Raw genomic sequence first — 18,999 nt, forward strand, 5'->3', positions numbered from 1 at the left:
CGCGTCCGGACTCAGGCAAATAGCGGTGGGATATCTTGAGGTTGGGGACACTGAATGCTGACGCCGGCTGAGCTCGTCTGGCTGATCGCTGCGGTTGCAAAGGGCGACGAGGTTGCGTTCGAGCGCCTCTACGCGGCCACGCGCGCGAAACTCTTTGGCGTGGTTCTCCGTATCTTGCGCAGACAGGATCTTGCGGAAGAAGTTATCCAGGAGGCCTATGTCAAGATCTGGAACAGTGCCGGGCAATTCAATCCCGGGCTGGCTTCGCCAATTACGTGGATGGTATCGATTGCCCGAAACCGGGCGATCGATGTGGTCCGCAAGAAGGGCGAAGTATCGATCGAGGAAGAGCCGGCCGCGATGGAAGTCGCCGCCGATACGCCCGATCCGCTTGCGCGTCGGGAAATGACCGAGGAGTTGAAACGCCTGTTGGAGTGTGTGGGACGGCTTGAGCCGGACCGCCAGAAACTGGTGCTGCTTGCTTACTACAATGGATGGAGCCGCGATCAGCTCGCGGTGAAGTTCTCCGCGCCGGTGAACACGGTGAAGACATGGCTGCGCCGCAGCATGTTGGATATCCGGGAGTGTCTGGGATTGGTATGATGGCCTATAGCGAAGACCATATCGTGCTGGCGGCGGAATACGTGCTCGGCACCCTGGACGCCGATGAGCGCGCGCAGGTCGATACCATGATGACCGTAGACAAGGAATTTGCCGGGCTGGTCGATGCGTGGTCGCGCAAGCTCGACGTCCTCAACCAGATGGTCGGCCTCGTCGAGCCTGGTCCCGAAGTGTGGGAGCGGATCAAGCGCGCTGCCGGCCTGTCCGGCGCGCAGCAGGCTCTGATCCTTCCCGCGGCGCCGGTCGCGGCTGTTGCCGCCGAGCAAGCTGCGCCCGTCGAGGCCGGCCGTCCCGCCATCGATTTACCGTATGATAGCTCGCAGGACGGTTCGAACGTCGTTGCCTTCTCGCAGCAGGCGCGCCGCTGGCGCAATGTGGCGACCGGCATGATGGCGATCGCCGCGGCCCTGGTGGCGATGATCGGCCTGCAGGCGACGCGCCCCGATCTGCTCCCGGAAGGCCTTCGCCCGAAGGCGCCGCAGGTCGCGCAGGTTTCGCCGCCGGCGGCCCCCGTTGCGCAGGCCCAGTATGTGGCGTTGCTGCAGACCGATGCCGCGTCGCCGGCCTTCATTCTCACGGTCGATTCCGCCACAAAGAACTTCACTGTCCGCAAGGTCGGTGCCGAGCAGCAGCCCGGCAAGGACTATGAGCTGTGGATCGTGTCCGACAAATTGCAGGCGCCGCGTTCGCTGGGTGTGATCGGCGGTCATGACTTCACGACGGCAGCCGCACTGGCGGCGTATGATCCGGCGATGGTGAATGAGGCGACCTATGCCGTCACGGTGGAGCCCACCGGCGGCTCGCCGACCGGCAGCGCCACCGGCCCGATCGTGTTCACCGGCAAGCTGATCGAGACGGTGCCGTCTCCGGCGAAGTGATCACGGGCTGCGCTTGTTTCTTCCATCTCCCCTTGTGGGAGAAGGTGGCGCGGCCGAAGTCCGCGTCGGATGAGGGGGCGCCGCCAAGCACTACCCCTCACCCGTCCGCGCTACGCGCGGCCACCCTCTACCACCTAGCGAAGCTTTGCTTCGCGCGGGGGAGAGGGAAAATGTTGCGCGCGTCGCAAGACAATCAAATTTCAGACAAAGAAAAACGCCCGTGGGGAGCGGGCGTTTTCCATTTGGAAGTCCACCCGGGGGGAAGTGGAGCTTCGCTGGATTCACACGACGACCTTGGGGGACATCGCCGCGCGAATTCGTGAAATCGTTAGCGCACCGCGGTGGCGCTGGAGCTGCCGATTGCGACCGGCTTGCCGGCCTTGATCACTTTGGCGGTCTGCGTGTAGCCCTCGTTCGAATTAACACGGGCGCTGATGCCGAGCCCGGCCACGAAAATACCGGCGATCAGGGCAACGATGACCACCTTGAGGTGGGTCATGCGGTCCGCGCTGTAAATCGAATGGTTCATCCAACGCTCCTGCCGTCTGTGCCTTCGACCGTTGGTGTCATTACCGGTCTGGCTGGTTCAACATCTCATGGCAAAGAACGTAGGGACGACGCCTTACGTTCCAAAGATGTGTTCACAAGGCAGTGAAGAGACGTGATCAGGCGCGATCAGACCGCCTGGCTGTTCAGTCGAAATCGGAAAAAATACCATTTAATCAAATGCTTGAAACTTTGAGTGCGAGAAGCGATGAACGGGCCGCGCCCCGCGACATTCTGGCAAACCGCTTGTCTGTGACGAATTTACATCATCTCGGGCGCGCCGGCAGGTCCTTGTCAGACGCTGCCGACGGTCTTCAGGCGGGCGCGCGGATGAATTTCGGCCTGCGACAGCACCGTGGTCTGGGCCCGGAAGCGCTCGACCAGCGAGCGCACGAACGGACGGATTGAGGCCGAGGTGACCAGCACGGGGGCTTCGCCTTCGCGGGCGGCCTGTTCGAAGCGGTCGCGCACCGTGGTCATGAATTCCGACAGTTTGGACGGCTGCATCGCCAGGCTGCGCTCTTCGCCGGTGCCGATGATCGACTCGGCAAAGGCCTGCTCCCATTTCGCCGACAGCGCGATCAGCGGCAGGTAGCCATTATAGGAGGTGTTCTGCGCGCAGATCTGGCGCGCGAGGCGGGCGCGGACGTGCTCGACCACGGTGGCCGGATTGCGCGAGAACGACAGCGCGTCGGCAATGCCTTCCAGAATGGTGGAGAGGTCGCGGATCGAGATCCGTTCGGCGAGCAGCAGCTGCAGCACGCGCTGGATGCCGGACACCGTAATCAGGCTCGGCACGATGTCCTTGATCAGTTCGCCCTGTTCCTTCGGCAGGTCTTTCAGCAGCTTCTGCACTTCGCCATAAGACAAGAGGTCGGCGGTATTGCCCTTCAGCAGCTCGGTGAGATGCGTCGACAGCACGGTGGCGGCATCGACGACGGTGTAACCCTTCATCGTCGCCTCCTCCTTCAGCGCAGCATCGACCCAGGTCGCCGGCAGGCCGAAGGTCGGCTCGGTGGTGTGGATGCCGGGTACATTGACCTGCTGGCCGCCGGGATCCATGACCATGAACTGCGCCGGCCAGATCCGGCCGCTGCCGGCGTCCACTTCCTTGATCTTGATGACGTAGGTGTTGGCCTCGAGCTGGACGTTGTCGAGGATCCGCACCGACGGCATCACGAAGCCCATCTCCACCGCCAGCGACTTGCGCAGCGCCTTGATCTGGTCGGTCAGCCGGTCGGTGCCATCGGGGCCGTTGACCAGCGGCAGCAGCGCATAGCCGAGCTCGATCTTGAGATCGTCGATCTTCAGCGACGCCGAGATCGGCTCGTCGGCAGCGGCGGCAGCAGCCGCGGCTACCGCGGGAGCCGCGGCTTCGCGGGCCTCGGTCGCCTTGACAGCCTTGTTGTTCTTGCTGGCCTTCCAGGCAAGCCAGCCGGCGCCGCCGCCGAGTGCCAGGAACGGCAGCATCGGAATCCCCGGCAGCAAGCCCAGCGCCAGCATCACGCCAGCCGACATGCCGAGCGCCTGCGGATAGCCGGACAATTGCTTCATCAGCGCCTTGTCGGCGGCGCCCGTGATGCCGGCCTTCGAGACCAGCAAGCCCGCGGCGGTAGAGACGATCAGCGCCGGCACCTGCGTGACCAGGCCGTCGCCGACGGTCAGCAGCGTATAGGTGCGCGCCGCTTCGGCGAATGACAGGCCCTGCTGGGCGACGCCGATGATGATGCCGCCGATGATGTTGATGAACACCACCAGCAGGCCGGCGATGGCGTCGCCGCGGACGAACTTCGAGGCGCCGTCCATCGCGCCGAAGAAGCCGCTTTCATCCTCGAGGTCCTTGCGGCGCTTCTTGGCAGTGGCCTCGTCGATCAGGCCGGCGGACAGATCGGCGTCGATCGCCATCTGCTTGCCGGGCATCGCGTCCAGCGTGAAGCGCGCCGCGACTTCGGCGATGCGGCCCGAACCCTTGGTGATGACGACGAAGTTCACGATCACCAGGATCGCGAAAACGATGATGCCGATGACGAAATTGCCACCCATCACGAAATTGCCGAACGCCTCGATGACATGGCCGGCGGCGGCGGTGCCCTCGTGGCCGTGCGACAGGATCAGCCGGGTCGAGGCCATGTTGAGCGACAGCCGCAGCATGGTCGAAATCAAGAGTACGGTCGGGAACGACGAGAATTCCAGCGGCGTCTGGATGAACAGCGCCGTCATCAGGATCAGGATCGACATCGTGATCGAAATCGCCAGAAACAGGTCGAGCACGATCGCCGGCAGCGGCATGATCAGCACGACCAGGATGATCAGCACGCCGAAGGCGAGCGCCAGATCGCCGCGCAAAATCATCGAGCGGAGGTCGCTGAACGTGAAGCCCGCCTTCGGCGCCCCGCCCAAGCCTGATCCCGCTACCAAATCCGTCATGTCTGCCGCTTCCTGCCGCGAAAATCCTCCGCGGGCGCCGAACGTCTGGGCGACGGCCGAGGGGCCGCCGGATCGAAAGTGAGGCACCGCACTGGCTTCCACGGGCATTCCCCGATCGGCTGACGAGACGCGACTTCACCCGGCAATTCTTGCCGGGTGTATGGTTAGCAAAGGGTTAATTTCCGGTCGTCGGGGCTGCGGCATATGGCGATCTGTGCTGCGGCGGGCACGCTGGTCGTTGTTGCGCTGCTTCTGCATGGCCCCTTCCCGGGCGGTTCGCTTGACGGGCGGGTGGCGCCCCACGATGTTGCCGCCGTGGAAAAAGAATTCAGGATTCGGGAGTTAACGCCCCATTTCATCCCCGACTCGCGCCAGGCGTGGGCGCGGCTCGGCATCGCCTTGATCATTGGCTCGATCGGCTCGGTCGGGATGTGGTCGGTGGTGGTGGCGCTGCCGGCGGTGCAAAGTGAATTCGGTGCCAGCCGCGGCGGCGCCTCGCTGGCCTTCACGCTGACGATGGCCGGCTTCGGCCTCGGCGGCGTCGCCGCCGGCCGGCTGACCGACCGCTTCGGCATTGTCGCCACCGTGGTGCTGGCCGCCGTGCTGATGGGCGCGGGCTATCTCGCGGCCTCGTTGTCCACCGCGCTGTGGCAGTTCAACCTGATCCATCTGGCGATCGGCGCCGGCGCCTCGGCGACGTTCGGCCCGCTGATGGCGGAAGCATCGCACTGGTTCGAGCGCCGCCGCGGCATTGCGGTGTCGATCGCCGCCACCGGCAGCTATATCGGCGGCGCGTTCTGGCCGCCGCTGGTCAATTGGGGCATCCAGAACCACGGCTGGCGCTTCACCCATGTCGCGGTCGGCCTGGTCAGTTGCGGCCTGATGCTGGCGTTCCTCTTCATCCTGCGACTGCAGATGGGAGCCGGTCCGCGCCGCAGCCACATCGACGCGCCGCCGCCGCGGATCGATTTGCGGCTCGGCGGCCATGCGCTGACCATGCTGCTGTTCACGGCCGGCGTCGCCTGCTGTGTGGCGATGGCGATGCCGCAGGTGCATATCGTCGCGTATTGCGGCGACCTCGGCTATGGCGCGGCGCGCGGCTCCGAGATGCTGTCCCTGATGCTGGCCTGCGGCATCATCTCAAGGGTCGGCTCCGGCTTTCTCGCTGACCGCATTGGCGGCATCCGCACGCTGCTGCTCGGCTCGGTGATGCAGGGCGTGGCTTTGCTGTTCTACCTGTTCTTTGACAGCATGGTATCGCTCTATGCCATCTCGGCGATGTTCGGCCTGTTCCAGGGCGGCATCGTGCCGGGCTATGCGATCATCATCCGCGAAGCGCTGCCGGCGTCGGAGGCCGCCACCCGCGTCGGCATCGTGATCCTCGGCACCGTGGTCGGCATGGCGCTGGGCGGCTGGATCTCCGGCGTGATCTTCGACGCCACCGGCTCCTACGCTGCCGCCTTCATGAACGGCCTCGCCTGGAACGCCGTCAACGTCACCATCATGGTGGCGCTGCTGTTGCGTGCGCGACAGCGGCTGGCGATGGCCTGAGCTACGCCGCTTCGGCGTTGCCGGTGACGCGTTCGCGCAGCCGGCGCAGCATGCCCTGTCCGCGGCGGCCGAGGAAACGGGCCCAGCGCCGCGCCTGCCAGGGCAGGCCTTCGCCGATCGAGACCGAGCGGAAGTGATAGGCGGTGGCTTCCGACCAGGCGTCGCAGGCGACCTTGGCGGGATCGTCATAGAACGCGCCGATCTTGTCGGCGCCCATGCCGTCGGTCGCGAGCCACTCCGGGATGTAGGCGTTGCACAGCCTTTCCACGTCGGTGAACACCATGTCGGTGCCGGTGCCGGCGGCCGGGCAGGAGGTCGAGAAAGCGTCGCCGACCAGTACGACACCGGCCGGGCGATGGCCGGTCGCGACATAGAGATCGGCCGGGCGGATCCGCAACTGGCCGGTGATCGCGAATTCGCCGGTGAAGTGGCGCAGCCTCGGAAACAGACGGTGCAAAGCGTCCACCGGCGCGTCGCGCATCTCGCGCAGCCAGGGGTCGTCCATGTCGCGGTACACGAACAGATTGGCGCGCATGCCTTCGGTCACCGGAAACAGCGTCAGATAGGCGGCGCGGTCGCTCGGCCGTTCCGAGAAATAGGTCAGCGCCGGGAAGTCGAAGGCCGGTCGTCCGCGCGGGACGATGTCGAAGCCGATGGTGATGCTGTGGCACTTGCTGATGATCTGGCGCTCGATGCCGAGCTGGTGCAGCAGCCCGATGTTCAGCCCGCTCGACAGCACCACCAGCCGTACCGAAATCTGTTCGCCGGTAGATAGCGTCAGCGTCTGCCGGTCCGCACTGGTGGAAATCGCCGTGACCTTGGCCTCGATCTGGTCGATGCTGTCCGGGATTTCGCCGCGGATCGCATTGACCATGTCGTGGTACAGTATGCCGAACTGGCGGCTCGGCTTGCGGTCGATCAGATAGCCGAACCGCGCGGTCCAGATCTCGCCATCGTGGCGGCCGGCGCGCAGCGCGGCATCGACCAGGCCGGTCTTGCGCAACAGCGCGAGCTGATTGGTGCTGATCTTTTCGGAACGCAAATCGGGTGGATATTTGGCGTGCGGATCGATCACCACGGCGGAGACGCCGGCGCGCCCCAGCATGGCTGCCGCCGTCGAGCCGGCGAGGCCACCGCCGACCACCGCAATATCCGTATATCGCATAATTCCCAGCCTTGTGGACCTGCGACATTCTGGCAGGGATTGGCAAATAAAGCCTGAACAAGCGAACAACGGCCTTCACCCGTCGGCGGAGACCCGCGACATCGTCGGGCAAGGTGCGTCATGGCGGCTACACACGGGGAACGGGATGCCAAGCGTCGCGTTGGCGCGTCATCTTCCTCGAACGAAAGTAAAGCAGATGAAAAGGTTTCTTGCGACCGCCGCGGCGGTTCTCCTGATTTCCGGTATCTCCGCGGGTTCGGCTTCCGCCAAGCACAAGCGCCAGGGCATTTACACCAACACGAAGTCCCAAGGCGTGACCACCGGCCGGTCGGCGCCGACCGGCGGCAATGCGGCGCTGTCCGGCAATAATGGCAATTCCGGCAGCGGCAGCAACTCGCTCGGTAACGTCAAGGGCGGCAATTCCGGCGGCATGCGCTAGGCGTCGTCAGCTGCTCAACGGTCAGATCGCAGCCGTGCCGTCTCTTTGCTGCGATCGACCGGGCGTCACCGTGTAGCGCAGATGCACGGCGCCATGGTCGATCTTCTCGCAGGAGGCCAGGGACAGTTCGGTCTTTCCGGCCAGCCCTGCGTCGCCGAAGTTGACGATGGATGTGCAGCCCGCTCGGGCATCGAGCGCCGGCGTCATGATGACGTTGAATTCATCCACCAGCCCGGCTGCGAAGAACGCGCCATTGATGCCGCCGCCGCCTTCCAGCGCCAGCCGCTGGATGCCGAGTTCATGGCGCAATACGTCCAGCGTTGCTGCAAGGTCGATCTCGTCGGCGTCTGACACGATGTAGGAAACACCATCGGCGGCGAGTTCGGCGAGATGCGCGTCGGTCACGGCGCGGCCGAGCAGGACCACGACATGATCGCCATTGATGTCGGGCCGGCCAAAATGCAATTTTCCGGACGTATCGAGAGCTATGGCGAACGGACGGGCGTCTCTCGCCGCGAAATGATGCGGGCGCTCGACCGAGACTTTTCCGGCAGGCGGATGCGGCGCGCCCTTGGCCATTTCGGCCATGGTGACGCGCCCGGCGATCCACGCGTCGGCCTTCAGGCTGTCATGAATCTTTTCGTAGCTCGCTGACCAGTCGTCGCGCGATCCGTCCGGGCTGGTGGTCCATTTGCTGAGTGACAGGCTGCCGTCGAGCGAGGACACCATGAGGCAGACAACATAAGGCTTGGTCATTTCGTCTCCTGAACGAAGCCGCGGGGAGGGCGCCACGCAGCGAGCCTGACGGCAAAAGGGCGGCATGACTGACAACGCCGGCCACGGCGAAAAGACCCATTCTTCGAAAACACGGCTTACATGAAGCCCCGGGCGCGCCCGAGACGGAAGATCGAGGCATTTGGCAAGGCCGAGTGTGGAGCGACTGTCTTTCGGGTCAAGCGTTTTTGGGCTGCCATGGCGTTTTGTCCCGGAGGATGGCGTTGAGGATGGTGAGTAGCTTGCGGGCGACCGCAATGATCGCCACCAGCTTGGGCTTGCCGGCGGCAACGAGTTTGTCTCGAAACAGTTTGAGCGTCGGATTGAAGCGAGCGGCGACCATGGCGCCCATGAACAGCACGCCGCGCACGCTGGCTCTGCCGCCGCCGATGAAGCTCTTGCCGCGCCATTGGCCGGATTGCCGGGTCCATGGCGCCAGACCCGCAAGCGCGGCGATCTGACGGCGATCAAGCGTGCCCAGTTCCGGCAATTCGGCGATTAGGCTGCGGGCAATCGTCGGCCCGATGCCCGGGACCGAGGCCAGCAGATCTTCCTTCTCGGCCCAGGCCGGCGTGCCCTGGACGTGATCGCGGATATCGTCGTCCAGTTCAGCCAGCTCTTTCTCCAGCGCCTTGCGCAGCCGGGCGATGCTCTTCTTCAACCGCGGATTACTGACGCGACGGGCACGCTGGCTTTCCGCCGCGATCATCTCGACGATCTGGCGCCGGCGCGCGACCAGATCGGCAAGCAGGCGCGTCATCTCGTCGGGCAGCTGACGCAGCTGCGGTTTGGTCGCCTCGGCAAAATGCGCGATCACCATGGCATCGATCGGATCGGTCTTGGCGCGCTTGCCAACCGCGTTGGCAAAGAAGCGCACCTGCGCCGGATTGACGATCACCACCGGCAGGCTTGCTCCGCCGAGGCCCGCTGCGACAACCGTCTCGAAGCCGCCGGTCGCCTCGATGGCTACCAGCCGTGGCGAGATCGCCTTCAGTCGTCCGATCAGTTCGTCGATCCCCGCGCCATCTCGGGCGACCGCAAAACTCTGGCCCGTTGGGCGTACCGCTACGTCCAGCCGGTCCTTCGAAACATCGATGCCAACGTAAATCGCGTCCATCTGATCCCATCCTTGCGCAAGCGGGCTCGCAAAGCGGCCCAAGCGACTGTTCGGGTTCGATGGAACGGCAGGCGAAGACCCACGCTCCCCAACGGGCTTGGTGTCCCTCAGGTGATGCGGTCTTTCGCCTGCCACCGCTCCGCCAAGCTTAGCAGAAACGGCATTCGGCAAATTACAAGGTGCCCGTGCGCAGCCGGACACTTTCGCAGGGCACCCCCTTGATGCTATGCAGCATCAGCTTCGGTATCCAATTCTTTGAACGCTTGTGGTGAGCCGTTGAATTATTCCGGAAAATTCCAGCTCTCAGGCATGGCCACGACGCCGGATTTCGGCGGCGCGACAAGCGACGGGTCGTCGTCCGGCGGGCACACCGTCATCGTCCCCGATGCCCATCTGCTGTTTTCCGGTGACTACAAGCGCGCCGGGCTCGATCTGGTGCTGTCGAAGGACGGCCACGAACATGTGGTGCCCGACTATTTCAAGGGCGTGGCGCGCGCGACGCTGGCGTCGCCAGATGGCGCTCATCTGTCGGGCGATCTGGTGACCGCGCTGACCGGTGAGGTGCAGGTGGCCCAGCTCGGCGGCGCGGCTGCCGCAGCGCCGGTGATCGGCACGGTGACCCGGCTTACCGGCAGCGCCACGGCGATCCGCAACGGCGTCTCGATTCAGCTCAACATGGGCGACACCGTCAACAAGGGCGACGTCGTCCAGGCCGGCGCCGATTCGACGCTTGGCATCACCTTTATCGACGGCACGGTGTTCGGGCTTTCGGCCAATGCCCGCATGGTGCTCAACGAGATGGTCTACGATCCCAACGGATCGAGCAATTCCTCCCTGCTCAGCCTTGTGCAGGGCACCATCACCTTCGTCGCCGGCGAGACGGCCAAAAAAGGCGACATGCGGGTCGATACGCCCGTGGCGACGATGGGCATCCGCGGCACCGCCGTGCTGGTCGAGATCGGCTTCGAGGTGCCCGGCCAGGGTGGCGCGCCACCGGTCAAATTCCAAGTGCTGGTCGAGCCCGGCGGAAGGGTGGGGTCCTACGTACTGTACAGCCGGGCCGATCCGACCATGGTGATCGGCACGGTCAACGCGGCCGGGCAGGTGACCAGCGTCACCGGCACCGGCGATGCCCTGACCTCGCAGGCGCCGCCGCTGTCGCCGGAGGCGCTTGCGATCATCGCGCCGATCTTCCAGTTATACTTCCCGAATGTCCCGAATCCCAATCCGAGCGGCACCCTGCCTGGCGGTAGTTCGCCGCCGCCCGGCACCGTGCCCGGCAGTTCGGATCCGCAGCCGCTGAATTTCAATCCGTTTCAGGGCCTGACGCCGGAAGTGCCGCGGATCATTCCGATCAACCTGCCGGATGCGCCACCTGGCACGCCGCCGGTCCTGGTGACCGTAACGCGGCCGAACACGGCGCCCGTGATCGAGTCGGCCCGCCTTGCCGTGTCCGAGGGCGGCACCGTGGTGCTGGGCGCCGGCAGCATCGGCGTCGTCGATACCACCAGCACGGCGTTCACCTTCACGGTGTCCGGCGTCAGCCATGGCGCGTTCCAGACCTCGGCCGACGGCATCGTCTGGGTCGCGGCAACCAGCTTCACTACGGCGCAGCTCATTGCCGGTCGCGTCCGCTTCGTCCATGACGGCAGCGAGGTCGCCCCGACCTTCACGATCCGGGCGGATGACGGCGCCATCCTCAACAGCGCCAGCAACCTGCTGCCGGGCAGCGTCATCTTCACGAATGTCAATGATGCGCCGGTGATTACCTCGGCCGGGCTCTCGGTGAAGCAAGGCGGCATTGTCCTGCTCACGCTCGCGAATGTCGGGATTTCCGATCCCGACAGCAGCAGCTTCACTTACTATGGAACGGCAACCCACGGCACGTTCGAGATCTACGATACCGCAACTGGTACATGGTTAGTGGCATCCGCGACCCGCCCGTTCACATCGGCGGAGATTGGCGCAGGCCATGTGCGCTTTCATCACGATGGCAGCAGCGCGGCGCCGGAAATCACCGTGATCGTCAGCGACGGCAGCATCAGCAGCGCGCCGGTTGTCGCGGATGTCGATTTCACGCCGGTGCCGCCGGACACCGTCTACCACCTGACCTCGTCCGACGGCACCTCGATCGATGTCGGCCCGGGCGGCGCCACCAACGGCTTCGTTCTGCCAGGGATGGGCAATGTCACCACGCCCGGCACGCCGGAAGACCGTATCGTGCTCGGCTATCATCTTGGTCAGAATTCAACGCCGGTCGTCGTCAACGGATCGCCGCTGATGAACGATACCGACTTCACGACCATTTCGCATACCCAGGTTCACAACCAGGACGGTTCGAACTCGGTGGTCACCACGCTCGGCGCCGGCAATAATGTGACCCTGACCCAGACCGTCACGCTGGGCGCAGATGCCAATTACTTCACGACTACCATCGAAATCTTCAACGGCAGCGGCTTGGAGCTGACCGGCGTTCGCTTCATGCGCAATTTCGATCCCGACCAGGATGTGCAGACAAACGGGATCTACGCCACGCGGAACGACGTGATTCACAATCCGGCCAATGCGAACGATGTCGCCATCGTCTCCGCAAAGGGGGCGGCGTCGGGGGCCGAGGTCGCGCTGATCGGACTGAACGGAGACTGGCGCGCGTCGTCCTATGGTTTCACCAACACGAATCCGTATGCAACGCAGGCCTTTGGCAGTCCGACCGATCCCAATGGCGCCCAGGGCGATCATGCGATCTCGATCACTTACGATTTCGGCAGCATCGCGGCGGGCGCACATGCCACGACGACCTACATCACCACCGCCAATGTCGCGACCGCTGGCAGTAACGCGTTGTTCGGGACCAACGGCGCCGACAGCATCAACGGCCTCGCGGGTGACGACTTGCTGATAGGTCTCGGCGGCGCAGATAACTTTGTGTTCACGGCTGGTTCCGGTCGCGACACGATCTATGATTTCCAGACGAGTATCGATCACATCGATCTACAGGCACTGTCGTCGATCGTCACGCAGAGCAGTCTGGGCACCTGGATGGCACAGAATGTCATGGCCAACCCGGACAATTCAGCGGATACCCTGATCACCCTCGATAGCGGCAACTCCATCCTGCTGCACAATGTGGCCCATACGAGCCTGAGCGCCAGCGATTTCATTGTAAGCAACTTCTCCGTCTGACATGGCGCGTCAACTTTCTGCAGGGGCCATTTGCCCAAACTTCCCGGCCAATGCCATAATGAGCGGCAGGTCGCAGTCCGGGACGGCGTAACGCGCCCCCCAAACCGCCGCCCACTGATCGCAAGGGTCTGATGATGCAGCGTTCCTTGTCACGAGTCGGCCAACCCGCGAAGTCCGAGCTAGGCAACGCCCTGCGGGCGTGCCGCGGCGCCTTCTTTGGCGTCGGCGTGATGAGCTTCATGATCAACATCCTGTATCTGACCGGCTCGTTCTTCATGCTCGAAGTCTATGATCGCGTGCTGCCGAGCCGCAGCGTGCCGACGCTGATTGCGCTGATCGTGCTGGCCGGTGGCCTCTACATCGCGCAGGGCGTGCTCGACCTGCTGCGCGGTCGCATCCTGGTGCGGGTCGGCACCTCCATCGACGAGGCGCTCAGCCCGCGGGTGTTTGAGACCGTGGTGCGGCTGCCTCTGTTGAAGGGCGGCCAAGGCGAGGGGCTGCAGCCGCTGCGCGACCTCGACAATATCCGTGCCTTCCTGTCCGGCATGGGGCCGGGCGCGCTGTTCGACCTGCCGTGGCTGCCGCTCTATCTGGCGATCTGTTTTGCCTTCCATCCGCTGATCGGCGTCACCGCTACGGTCGGCGCGCTGATCCTGGTGGGGCTCACCGTGCTCACCGAGGTGCTGACGAGGCGGCCGGCGCAGGATGCGCAGGGGCTTGCAGCGCAGCGCAGCGACATCGCCTCCAGTAGTCGGCGCAACGCCGAGGTCATCGTCGCGATGGGCATGGCCGGGCGGCTGACCCGGCGCTGGGCCGGCGCCAATGATCGCTATCTCGACGGCAACCGGCGCACCAGCGACGTCGCCGGCGGGCTCGGCGCCATCGCCAAGGTGCTGCGCATGATGCTGCAATCGGCGGTGCTCGGCGTCGGCGCGTATCTGGTGATCAACCAGCAGGCCACCGCGGGCATCATCATTGCCGGCTCGATCCTGAGCGCGCGGGCGCTGGCGCCGGTCGATCTGGCGATCGCGCACTGGAAGGGCTTCGTCGCGGCGCGGCAGAGCTGGCACCGCCTCAACGGGCTGTTGCAGGCGGTGCCGGCACAGGCCGCGCCGATGCAATTGCAGGACCCGTCGCGGACGCTCGCGGTCCAGGCCGTCAGCATTGCGCCGTCGGCCGACGGCCGGGTCACCGTTAGCGATATCAGCTTCGTGCTGGAGGCCGGGCAGGGGCTCGGCATCATCGGGCCGTCCGGCTCCGGCAAGTCCTCGCTGCTGCGCGCGCTGGTCGGCGTATGGCGCCCGGTGCGCGGCCATGTCCGGCTCGATGCGGCGAGCCTCGAGCAATGGTCGTCCGACGATCTCGGCCGCCACATCGGCTATCTGCCGCAGGACGTCGAACTGTTCGCAGGCACGATTGCGCAGAACATCAGCCGCTTCGATCCCGACGCCCCGGCGGAGGCCATCATCGCCGCGGCCATGCAGGCCGGCGTGCATGAACTGATCGTCACCATGCGCGACGGCTACGACACCGAGATCGGCGAGCAGGGGGGCGTGCTGTCGGCCGGGCAGGCGCAGCGCATCGCGCTGGCGCGGGCGCTGTATGGCGAGCCGTTCCTGGTCGTGCTCGACGAGCCGAACTCCAATCTCGACACCGAGGGCGACGAGGCGCTGACCCGCGCGGTGCGCGCCGCGCGCGCCCGCGGCGCCATCGTCATCGTCGTCGCGCACCGGCCGATCGGCATCGAGGGCGTCGACAGGCTGCTGGTGCTGAAGGACGGACGCATGCAGGCGTTCGGGCCGAAGGAGACCGTGCTGGCGCAGGTGCTGCAGCGCCCGGTGCCGCCGCCGATCAAGATCGTGTCCGATGGCGGGGTGGCCAAGCCATGAGCATTCCCGGCACCGCTCGGCGCTCGATCCGTTTTCATCTGGTCATCGGCCTGGTCGTGGTGCTGGTGCTCGCCGGCGGCATCGGCGGCTGGGCCGCAACCGCGCAGATTTCCGGCGCGCTGATCGCGCCGGGCTCTGTGGTGGTGGATTCCAACGTCAAGAAAGTACAGCATCCGACCGGCGGCGTGGTCGGCGAATTGCGCGCGCGCGATGGCGACGTGGTTCGCGCCGGCGACGTCGTGGTGCGGCTCGACGACACCGTCACCAAGGCCGGCCTTGCCATCGTCACCAAGAACCTCAACGGGCTGTGGGCGCGCGCGGGACGGCTGGAGGCCGAGCAGCGCGGCGCCGAGCGGATCCATTTCCCAGCCGTGCTGCTCGAGCAGATCGCCGACGACGAGGTCAAGAACGTCGTCGCCAGCGAGACCAAATTGTTCAATGTCCGTCTCGCCAGCCGCACCGGTCAGAAGGCGCAGCTCCGCGAGCGCGTGCTGCAGCTCAACGAGGAGATCAATGGCCTGGCCGCGCAGCAGGCCGCCAAGTCGCGCGAGATCGAACTGATCGAAAAGGAACTGATCGGCGTGCGCGGACTGTACAACCAGCAACTCGTGCAACTTTCGCGGCTGACCGTGCTGGAGCGCGACGCGGCGCGGCTTGCCGGCGAACGCGCGCAGTTCATGGCCGCCCGTGCCCAGACCAAGGGCAAGATCACCGAGACCGAACTGCAGATCATCCAGATCGACAAGGATCTGGTGTCGGAAGTCAGCAAGGATCTGCGCGAGACCAATGACCGGATCGGCGAATTCGTCGAGCGCAAGGTCACCGCCGAAGACCAGTTGCGCCGCGTCGATATCCGCGCGCCGCAGGACGGCATGGTGCTGCAATCCACCGTGCATACCGTCGGCGGCGTCATCACCGCCGGCGACGCCATCATGCTGATCGTGCCGCAGACCGACAGTCTCTCGGTCGAGGCGCGCGTCAATCCGCAGGACATCGACAAGCTGGTGATCGGCCAGAAGACGCTGCTGCGGCTGTCGGCCTTCAACCAGCGCACCACGCCCGAACTGAACGGCGTCGTCAGCCGGGTTTCGCCGGACACCACCACCGACCAGCGCACCGGGCAGAGCTATTACACCATCCGCATTTCGATGCCGGCGTCCGAAATCGCCCGGCTCGGCGACGTCCGCCTGATCCCCGGCATGCCGGTGGAGGCCTTCGTGCAGACCGGCGACCGCACCATGCTGGCCTATCTCGCCAAGCCGTTCAACGATCAGTTGATGCGCGCGTTTCGCGAGAAGTGAGCAGGCCGGATGTCGCGATGAGGCGGATGCGGAGGGTGCGCAGGCTGGCGCGAAGGTTCGGACGCGCGCGTGCGGCCTGTGTCGTGTTGCTCATGGTGCTGGCGACGTTGCGGATCGGCGATCCGCCGGCGCTGGAAGAAGTGAGGCTGCGCGCGTTCGACATGTTCCAGGTGATCCAGCCGCGCGTGAAAACGGCGCGGCCGGTGGTGATCGTCGATATCGACGAGGCCAGCCTGGCGCGCTTTGGCCAGTTTCCCTGGCCGCGGACCAGGATTGCTGACCTCGTCGATCGGCTCAGCGGGCTCAAGGCCGTGGTGATCGCCTTCGACATCGCCTTCCCGGAGCCTGACCGCACCAATCCCGCCGCCGCCGCAGATGCCATTGCCGGGCTCGACGATGCCACTCGCGACAGGCTTCGCGCGCTGCCGAGCAACGACCAGGTGCTGGCCGAGGCGGTGCGCCGCTCCCGCGTGGTGCTGGGCGAATCCGGCATGTCGAGCGCGGCCGCGCCGCTCGACCCGTCGCTGCCGATGACCGGGCTGGCGATGCTGGGCGGCGACCCGCAGCCATATCTCGTCAGCTTCCCCGGCCTGTTGCGCAACCTGCCGGAGCTGGAGGGCGCCGCCGCCGGCCGCGGCCTGTTCACCATCCGCAACGAGCGCGACGGCATCGTGCGCCGGGTGCCGATGCTGATGCAGGCGCAGGGCGCAACGATGCCGGCGCTGACCTTCGAGATGCTGCGGGTCGCGACCCGCACCGATACCATCTTCGTCAAGTCCGACCGCGCCGGTATCCGCAGCATCGCGGTGCAGGGCTTTGAAATCCCGACCGACCGCAACGGCCAGCTCTGGGTGCATTTCGCCAGGCATGATCCCGGCATCTACGTCTCCGCTGCCGACGTGCTGGACGGCCGCGTGCCGGCCGACCGCGTCGCCGGCCGGCTGGTGCTGATCGGCACCTCCGCGATCGGCCTGCTCGATACCAAGACGACGCCGCTCGATGCCGTGATGCCAGGCGTTGAGATCCACGCCCAGGTGCTGGAAAGCGCGCTGACCAGGACGGTGCTGTCGCAGCCGAACTACGCGATCGGCGCCGAATTATGCGTCGCGCTGCTGCTCGGCGCCATCGTGATCTGGCTGGCGCCGATGTTCGGCCCGGTGACGCTGGCCGCGATGGGCGCGGCGTTCGCCGCCGCTCTGGCCGGCGCGTCGTGGTTTTTCTACAGCCATCACCGGCTGCTGCTCGACTTCACCTATCCGTTGCTGTCGACCACGCTGATCTACCTCGCGCTGATCTTCAGCAATTTCGTCCGCGAGCAGCGCCAGCGCCGCCGCATCCGCTCCGCCTTCAGCCGCTATTTGTCGCCGGCGCTGGTCGAGCAGCTCGCCGAGGCGCCGGAGCGACTGGTGCTGGGCGGCGAGGAGCGCGAGATGACGATCATGTTCTCCGACGTGCGCGGCTTCACCGCGATCGCGGAGTCCTACAAGCACGATCCGCACGGCCTGACCACGCTGATGAACCGCTTCCTGACGCCGCTGACCAACGCGATCCTCGCGCGCAACGGCACCATCGACAAATATATGGGCGACGCGATCATGGCGTTCTGGAACGCGCCACTGGACGATGCCGCCCACCAGATCAATGCCTGCCACGCTGCGCTCGACATGCTGGATCGGATCGAGGCGCTGAACCTGGTGCGCGAGGCCGAGGCGGCCAATGGCGGCCATGCCTACCAGCCGATCCAGGTCGGCATCGGGCTCAACACCGGCACCTGCGTGGTCGGCAATATGGGCTCCGACCTGCGCTTCGACTATTCGGTACTCGGCGACAGCGTCAATCTCGCCTCACGGCTGGAAGGCCAGTCCCGGCACTACGGCTTTCCGATCATCGCCGGCTCCGCCACCGCGCTGGCGGCGAAAGAGCATTTCGCGATCCTCGAACTCGATTTCATCACCGTGAAAGGCAAGTCCGAGCCGGAAGTGATCTACGCCATCGCCGGCCCCGCCGAGATGGTGAATTCCGCATGCTTCCAGCGGCTGCGCAACCTGACCATCGAGATGCTGGCCTGCTACCGCAGCCGCGACTGGGACGGCGCGCTGGACGTCATCCGGCGCGGCCGTCACTCCGAGGCCGCCGACACTCTGGCGCGATTATACGATCTCTACGAAGCTCGCATCGTCGCCTTCCGGCAGCAGCCGCCGGAGCCGGACTGGAACGGCGCGGTGGTGCTGGTGGCGAAGTGACGGGCGCCCGCGCCATGCGCGGGCGGCTTGGCGTCTTGCGGTCGCCTCGATGTCGTTTTGGCGAAACCACGGTAAACGTCGTCCCGGCGTGCGGCGCCCGGCCCCAGCAATGTTGCGCCAAACGCTGCGGGCGGGCGCCCGATATCGTATGACGACAACGTGCGGATCCCGTCAGACGCGAAGACGTATCGGTGGAGAATATAGCGTCCGCTATGTCGGATGCCGGGCAAACAGCCCGGTGGGTTCGGCGTACACGACCTGACATCGCCTCGTGTTCATCTCGCGCCAGTCGCCGACCGAGCGCATGACACCTCGCCTCCAGCCCGACCCGCCCGCAGGAGGATGCCATGGATCATTTCATCCACGCCGGTAATCTGGCGATTTTCAAGAAGCGTCTGGCCGAAGTTCTGAGCCCTGCCGAGCGCAAAATCGTTCTGGAACTGCAGGCCGAGGAATTGGCCAAAGCCGCTCTGCCGAAGAGGTAGGGGCAAGGCGCACGCGGGCGGCGGCAGGGGCGGTATGCGCTTCGCCGGAACGTCGCCCGCGGTTGATCCGGGTGGCACCCGTAGTGCCGGGCGGGACGTGTATCGCGCGAGGCGCCTGCGCGTCCGGTGGCCGGTGTGTCAGGCGGGCTCCACGCCGGGCTGGGTTCAATATCCTCGTGGTTCTAGTCAACGCACCTATGCAGGCACTGATCGCAATCGGCGTCTTTCCCGCCGTCCAGATCCTTGCTCTGCCGGCACATGATCGTGGCTTCCCGCGCCAGTCAATGGCATTTGAAGGCCAAATCCATCATCTCTGCTTTTTCCGACCTGGAGCGGCCAGACAGCCTTGCCCGCTGCTCGAACTCGTCAGCCTTAGCTCT

At 65.4% G+C, this 18,999-nt stretch carries 14 protein-coding genes; 9 read left to right on the top strand and 5 right to left on the bottom strand.

Annotated elements, in window-relative coordinates; all coding sequences use genetic code 11:
* Nucleotides 1–54: 54 nt before the first annotated feature.
* Nucleotides 55–603 carry a sigma-70 family RNA polymerase sigma factor gene (locus FNL56_RS09015; protein ID WP_143572479.1) on the top strand — a complete coding sequence of 183 codons (549 nt, stop codon included), beginning with the start codon at nucleotides 55–57 and terminating at the stop codon, nucleotides 601–603.
* A complete protein-coding gene (locus FNL56_RS09020; protein ID WP_143581939.1) occupies nucleotides 603–1,499 on the top strand; it encodes an anti-sigma factor in 897 nt (298 codons plus the stop codon). The genes FNL56_RS09015 and FNL56_RS09020 overlap by 1 nt, the downstream gene beginning before the upstream one ends.
* A gap of 328 nt (nucleotides 1,500–1,827) precedes the next feature.
* Here the strand turns inward: FNL56_RS09020 and FNL56_RS09025 are convergent, their stop codons facing one another.
* Nucleotides 1,828–2,028, bottom strand: coding sequence for a hypothetical protein (locus tag FNL56_RS09025; protein WP_143572481.1), 201 nt, complete (start codon nucleotides 2,026–2,028; stop codon nucleotides 1,828–1,830).
* A 311-nt stretch (nucleotides 2,029–2,339) separates the two neighbouring features.
* Nucleotides 2,340–4,574 (bottom strand): flagellar biosynthesis protein FlhA, encoded by a 2,235-nt coding sequence (flhA, locus tag FNL56_RS09030; RefSeq protein ID WP_143576105.1) that lies wholly within the window; start codon nucleotides 4,572–4,574, stop codon nucleotides 2,340–2,342.
* Nucleotides 4,575–4,676: 102 nt separating this feature from the next.
* On the opposite strand from flhA, the gene FNL56_RS09035 reads away from it, so the two are divergent.
* Entirely contained in the window at nucleotides 4,677–6,023 is a 1,347-nt protein-coding gene (locus tag FNL56_RS09035; protein WP_143578853.1) for an MFS transporter, read from the top strand.
* Between the two features lies 1 nt (nucleotide 6,024).
* On the opposite strand, the gene FNL56_RS09040 is transcribed toward FNL56_RS09035, so the two are convergent.
* Nucleotides 6,025–7,188, bottom strand: a complete 1,164-nt coding sequence (locus FNL56_RS09040) for an FAD-dependent oxidoreductase (RefSeq protein WP_143572483.1) — start codon at nucleotides 7,186–7,188, stop codon at nucleotides 6,025–6,027.
* A 196-nt stretch (nucleotides 7,189–7,384) separates the two neighbouring features.
* Between FNL56_RS09040 and FNL56_RS09045 the strand changes: the two genes are divergently transcribed.
* Nucleotides 7,385–7,627: a hypothetical protein gene (locus FNL56_RS09045; protein ID WP_143572484.1), complete on the top strand. Its 243-nt coding sequence runs from the start codon at nucleotides 7,385–7,387 to the stop codon at nucleotides 7,625–7,627.
* A gap of 21 nt (nucleotides 7,628–7,648) precedes the next feature.
* Here FNL56_RS09045 and FNL56_RS09050 read toward each other — a convergent pair whose 3' ends face one another.
* The gene (locus tag FNL56_RS09050; protein ID WP_143572485.1) at nucleotides 7,649–8,383 is read right to left on the bottom strand and encodes a RibD family protein; all 735 of its coding nucleotides are present in this window, start codon (nucleotides 8,381–8,383) and stop codon (nucleotides 7,649–7,651) included.
* A 196-nt stretch (nucleotides 8,384–8,579) separates the two neighbouring features.
* Nucleotides 8,580–9,518: an IS110 family transposase gene (locus tag FNL56_RS09055; protein ID WP_143572486.1), complete on the bottom strand. Its 939-nt coding sequence runs from the start codon at nucleotides 9,516–9,518 to the stop codon at nucleotides 8,580–8,582.
* Between the two features lie 276 nt (nucleotides 9,519–9,794).
* On the opposite strand from FNL56_RS09055, the gene FNL56_RS28980 reads away from it, so the two are divergent.
* From FNL56_RS28980 to FNL56_RS27650, 5 genes are all read left to right on the top strand, one after another.
* Nucleotides 9,795–12,701 carry a cadherin-like domain-containing protein gene (locus tag FNL56_RS28980; RefSeq protein WP_143572487.1) on the top strand — a complete coding sequence of 969 codons (2,907 nt, stop codon included), beginning with the start codon at nucleotides 9,795–9,797 and terminating at the stop codon, nucleotides 12,699–12,701.
* A gap of 131 nt (nucleotides 12,702–12,832) precedes the next feature.
* A complete protein-coding gene (locus tag FNL56_RS09065) occupies nucleotides 12,833–14,590 on the top strand; it encodes a type I secretion system permease/ATPase (protein ID WP_246660917.1) in 1,758 nt (585 codons plus the stop codon).
* Complete coding sequence (locus tag FNL56_RS09070) at nucleotides 14,587–15,891, top strand: HlyD family type I secretion periplasmic adaptor subunit (RefSeq protein WP_143572488.1); 1,305 nt, start codon at nucleotides 14,587–14,589, stop codon at nucleotides 15,889–15,891. The genes FNL56_RS09065 and FNL56_RS09070 overlap by 4 nt, the downstream gene beginning before the upstream one ends.
* Nucleotides 15,892–15,908: 17 nt before the next feature.
* Entirely contained in the window at nucleotides 15,909–18,134 is a 2,226-nt protein-coding gene (locus tag FNL56_RS09075; protein ID WP_143577712.1) for a CHASE2 domain-containing protein, read from the top strand.
* A 347-nt stretch (nucleotides 18,135–18,481) separates the two neighbouring features.
* Nucleotides 18,482–18,619 carry a hypothetical protein gene (locus tag FNL56_RS27650; protein WP_168202891.1) on the top strand — a complete coding sequence of 46 codons (138 nt, stop codon included), beginning with the start codon at nucleotides 18,482–18,484 and terminating at the stop codon, nucleotides 18,617–18,619.
* Nucleotides 18,620–18,999: the final 380 nt, after the last annotated feature.

The sequence above is a fragment of the Tardiphaga sp. vice304 genome (assembly GCF_007018905.1).
GTDB lineage: Bacteria > Pseudomonadota > Alphaproteobacteria > Rhizobiales > Xanthobacteraceae > Tardiphaga.

Excerpts from the sequence above, each read along its gene's own strand:
- FNL56_RS09015 (WP_143572479.1), top strand. The coding sequence starts at position 55 with ATGCTGACGCCGGCTGAGCTCGTCTGGCTGATCGCTGCGGTTGCAAAG.
- FNL56_RS09020 (WP_143581939.1), top strand. The coding sequence starts at position 603 with ATGGCCTATAGCGAAGACCATATCGTGCTGGCGGCGGAATACGTGCTC.
- FNL56_RS09025 (WP_143572481.1), bottom strand. The coding sequence starts at position 2,028 with ATGAACCATTCGATTTACAGCGCGGACCGCATGACCCACCTCAAGGTG.
- FNL56_RS09035 (WP_143578853.1), top strand. The coding sequence starts at position 4,677 with ATGGCGATCTGTGCTGCGGCGGGCACGCTGGTCGTTGTTGCGCTGCTT.
- FNL56_RS09040 (WP_143572483.1), bottom strand. The coding sequence starts at position 7,188 with ATGCGATATACGGATATTGCGGTGGTCGGCGGTGGCCTCGCCGGCTCG.
- FNL56_RS09045 (WP_143572484.1), top strand. The coding sequence starts at position 7,385 with ATGAAAAGGTTTCTTGCGACCGCCGCGGCGGTTCTCCTGATTTCCGGT.
- FNL56_RS09050 (WP_143572485.1), bottom strand. The coding sequence starts at position 8,383 with ATGACCAAGCCTTATGTTGTCTGCCTCATGGTGTCCTCGCTCGACGGC.
- FNL56_RS09055 (WP_143572486.1), bottom strand. The coding sequence starts at position 9,518 with ATGGACGCGATTTACGTTGGCATCGATGTTTCGAAGGACCGGCTGGAC.
- FNL56_RS09065 (WP_246660917.1), top strand. The coding sequence starts at position 12,833 with ATGATGCAGCGTTCCTTGTCACGAGTCGGCCAACCCGCGAAGTCCGAG.
- FNL56_RS09070 (WP_143572488.1), top strand. The coding sequence starts at position 14,587 with ATGAGCATTCCCGGCACCGCTCGGCGCTCGATCCGTTTTCATCTGGTC.
- FNL56_RS09075 (WP_143577712.1), top strand. The coding sequence starts at position 15,909 with ATGAGGCGGATGCGGAGGGTGCGCAGGCTGGCGCGAAGGTTCGGACGC.
- FNL56_RS27650 (WP_168202891.1), top strand. The coding sequence starts at position 18,482 with ATGGATCATTTCATCCACGCCGGTAATCTGGCGATTTTCAAGAAGCGT.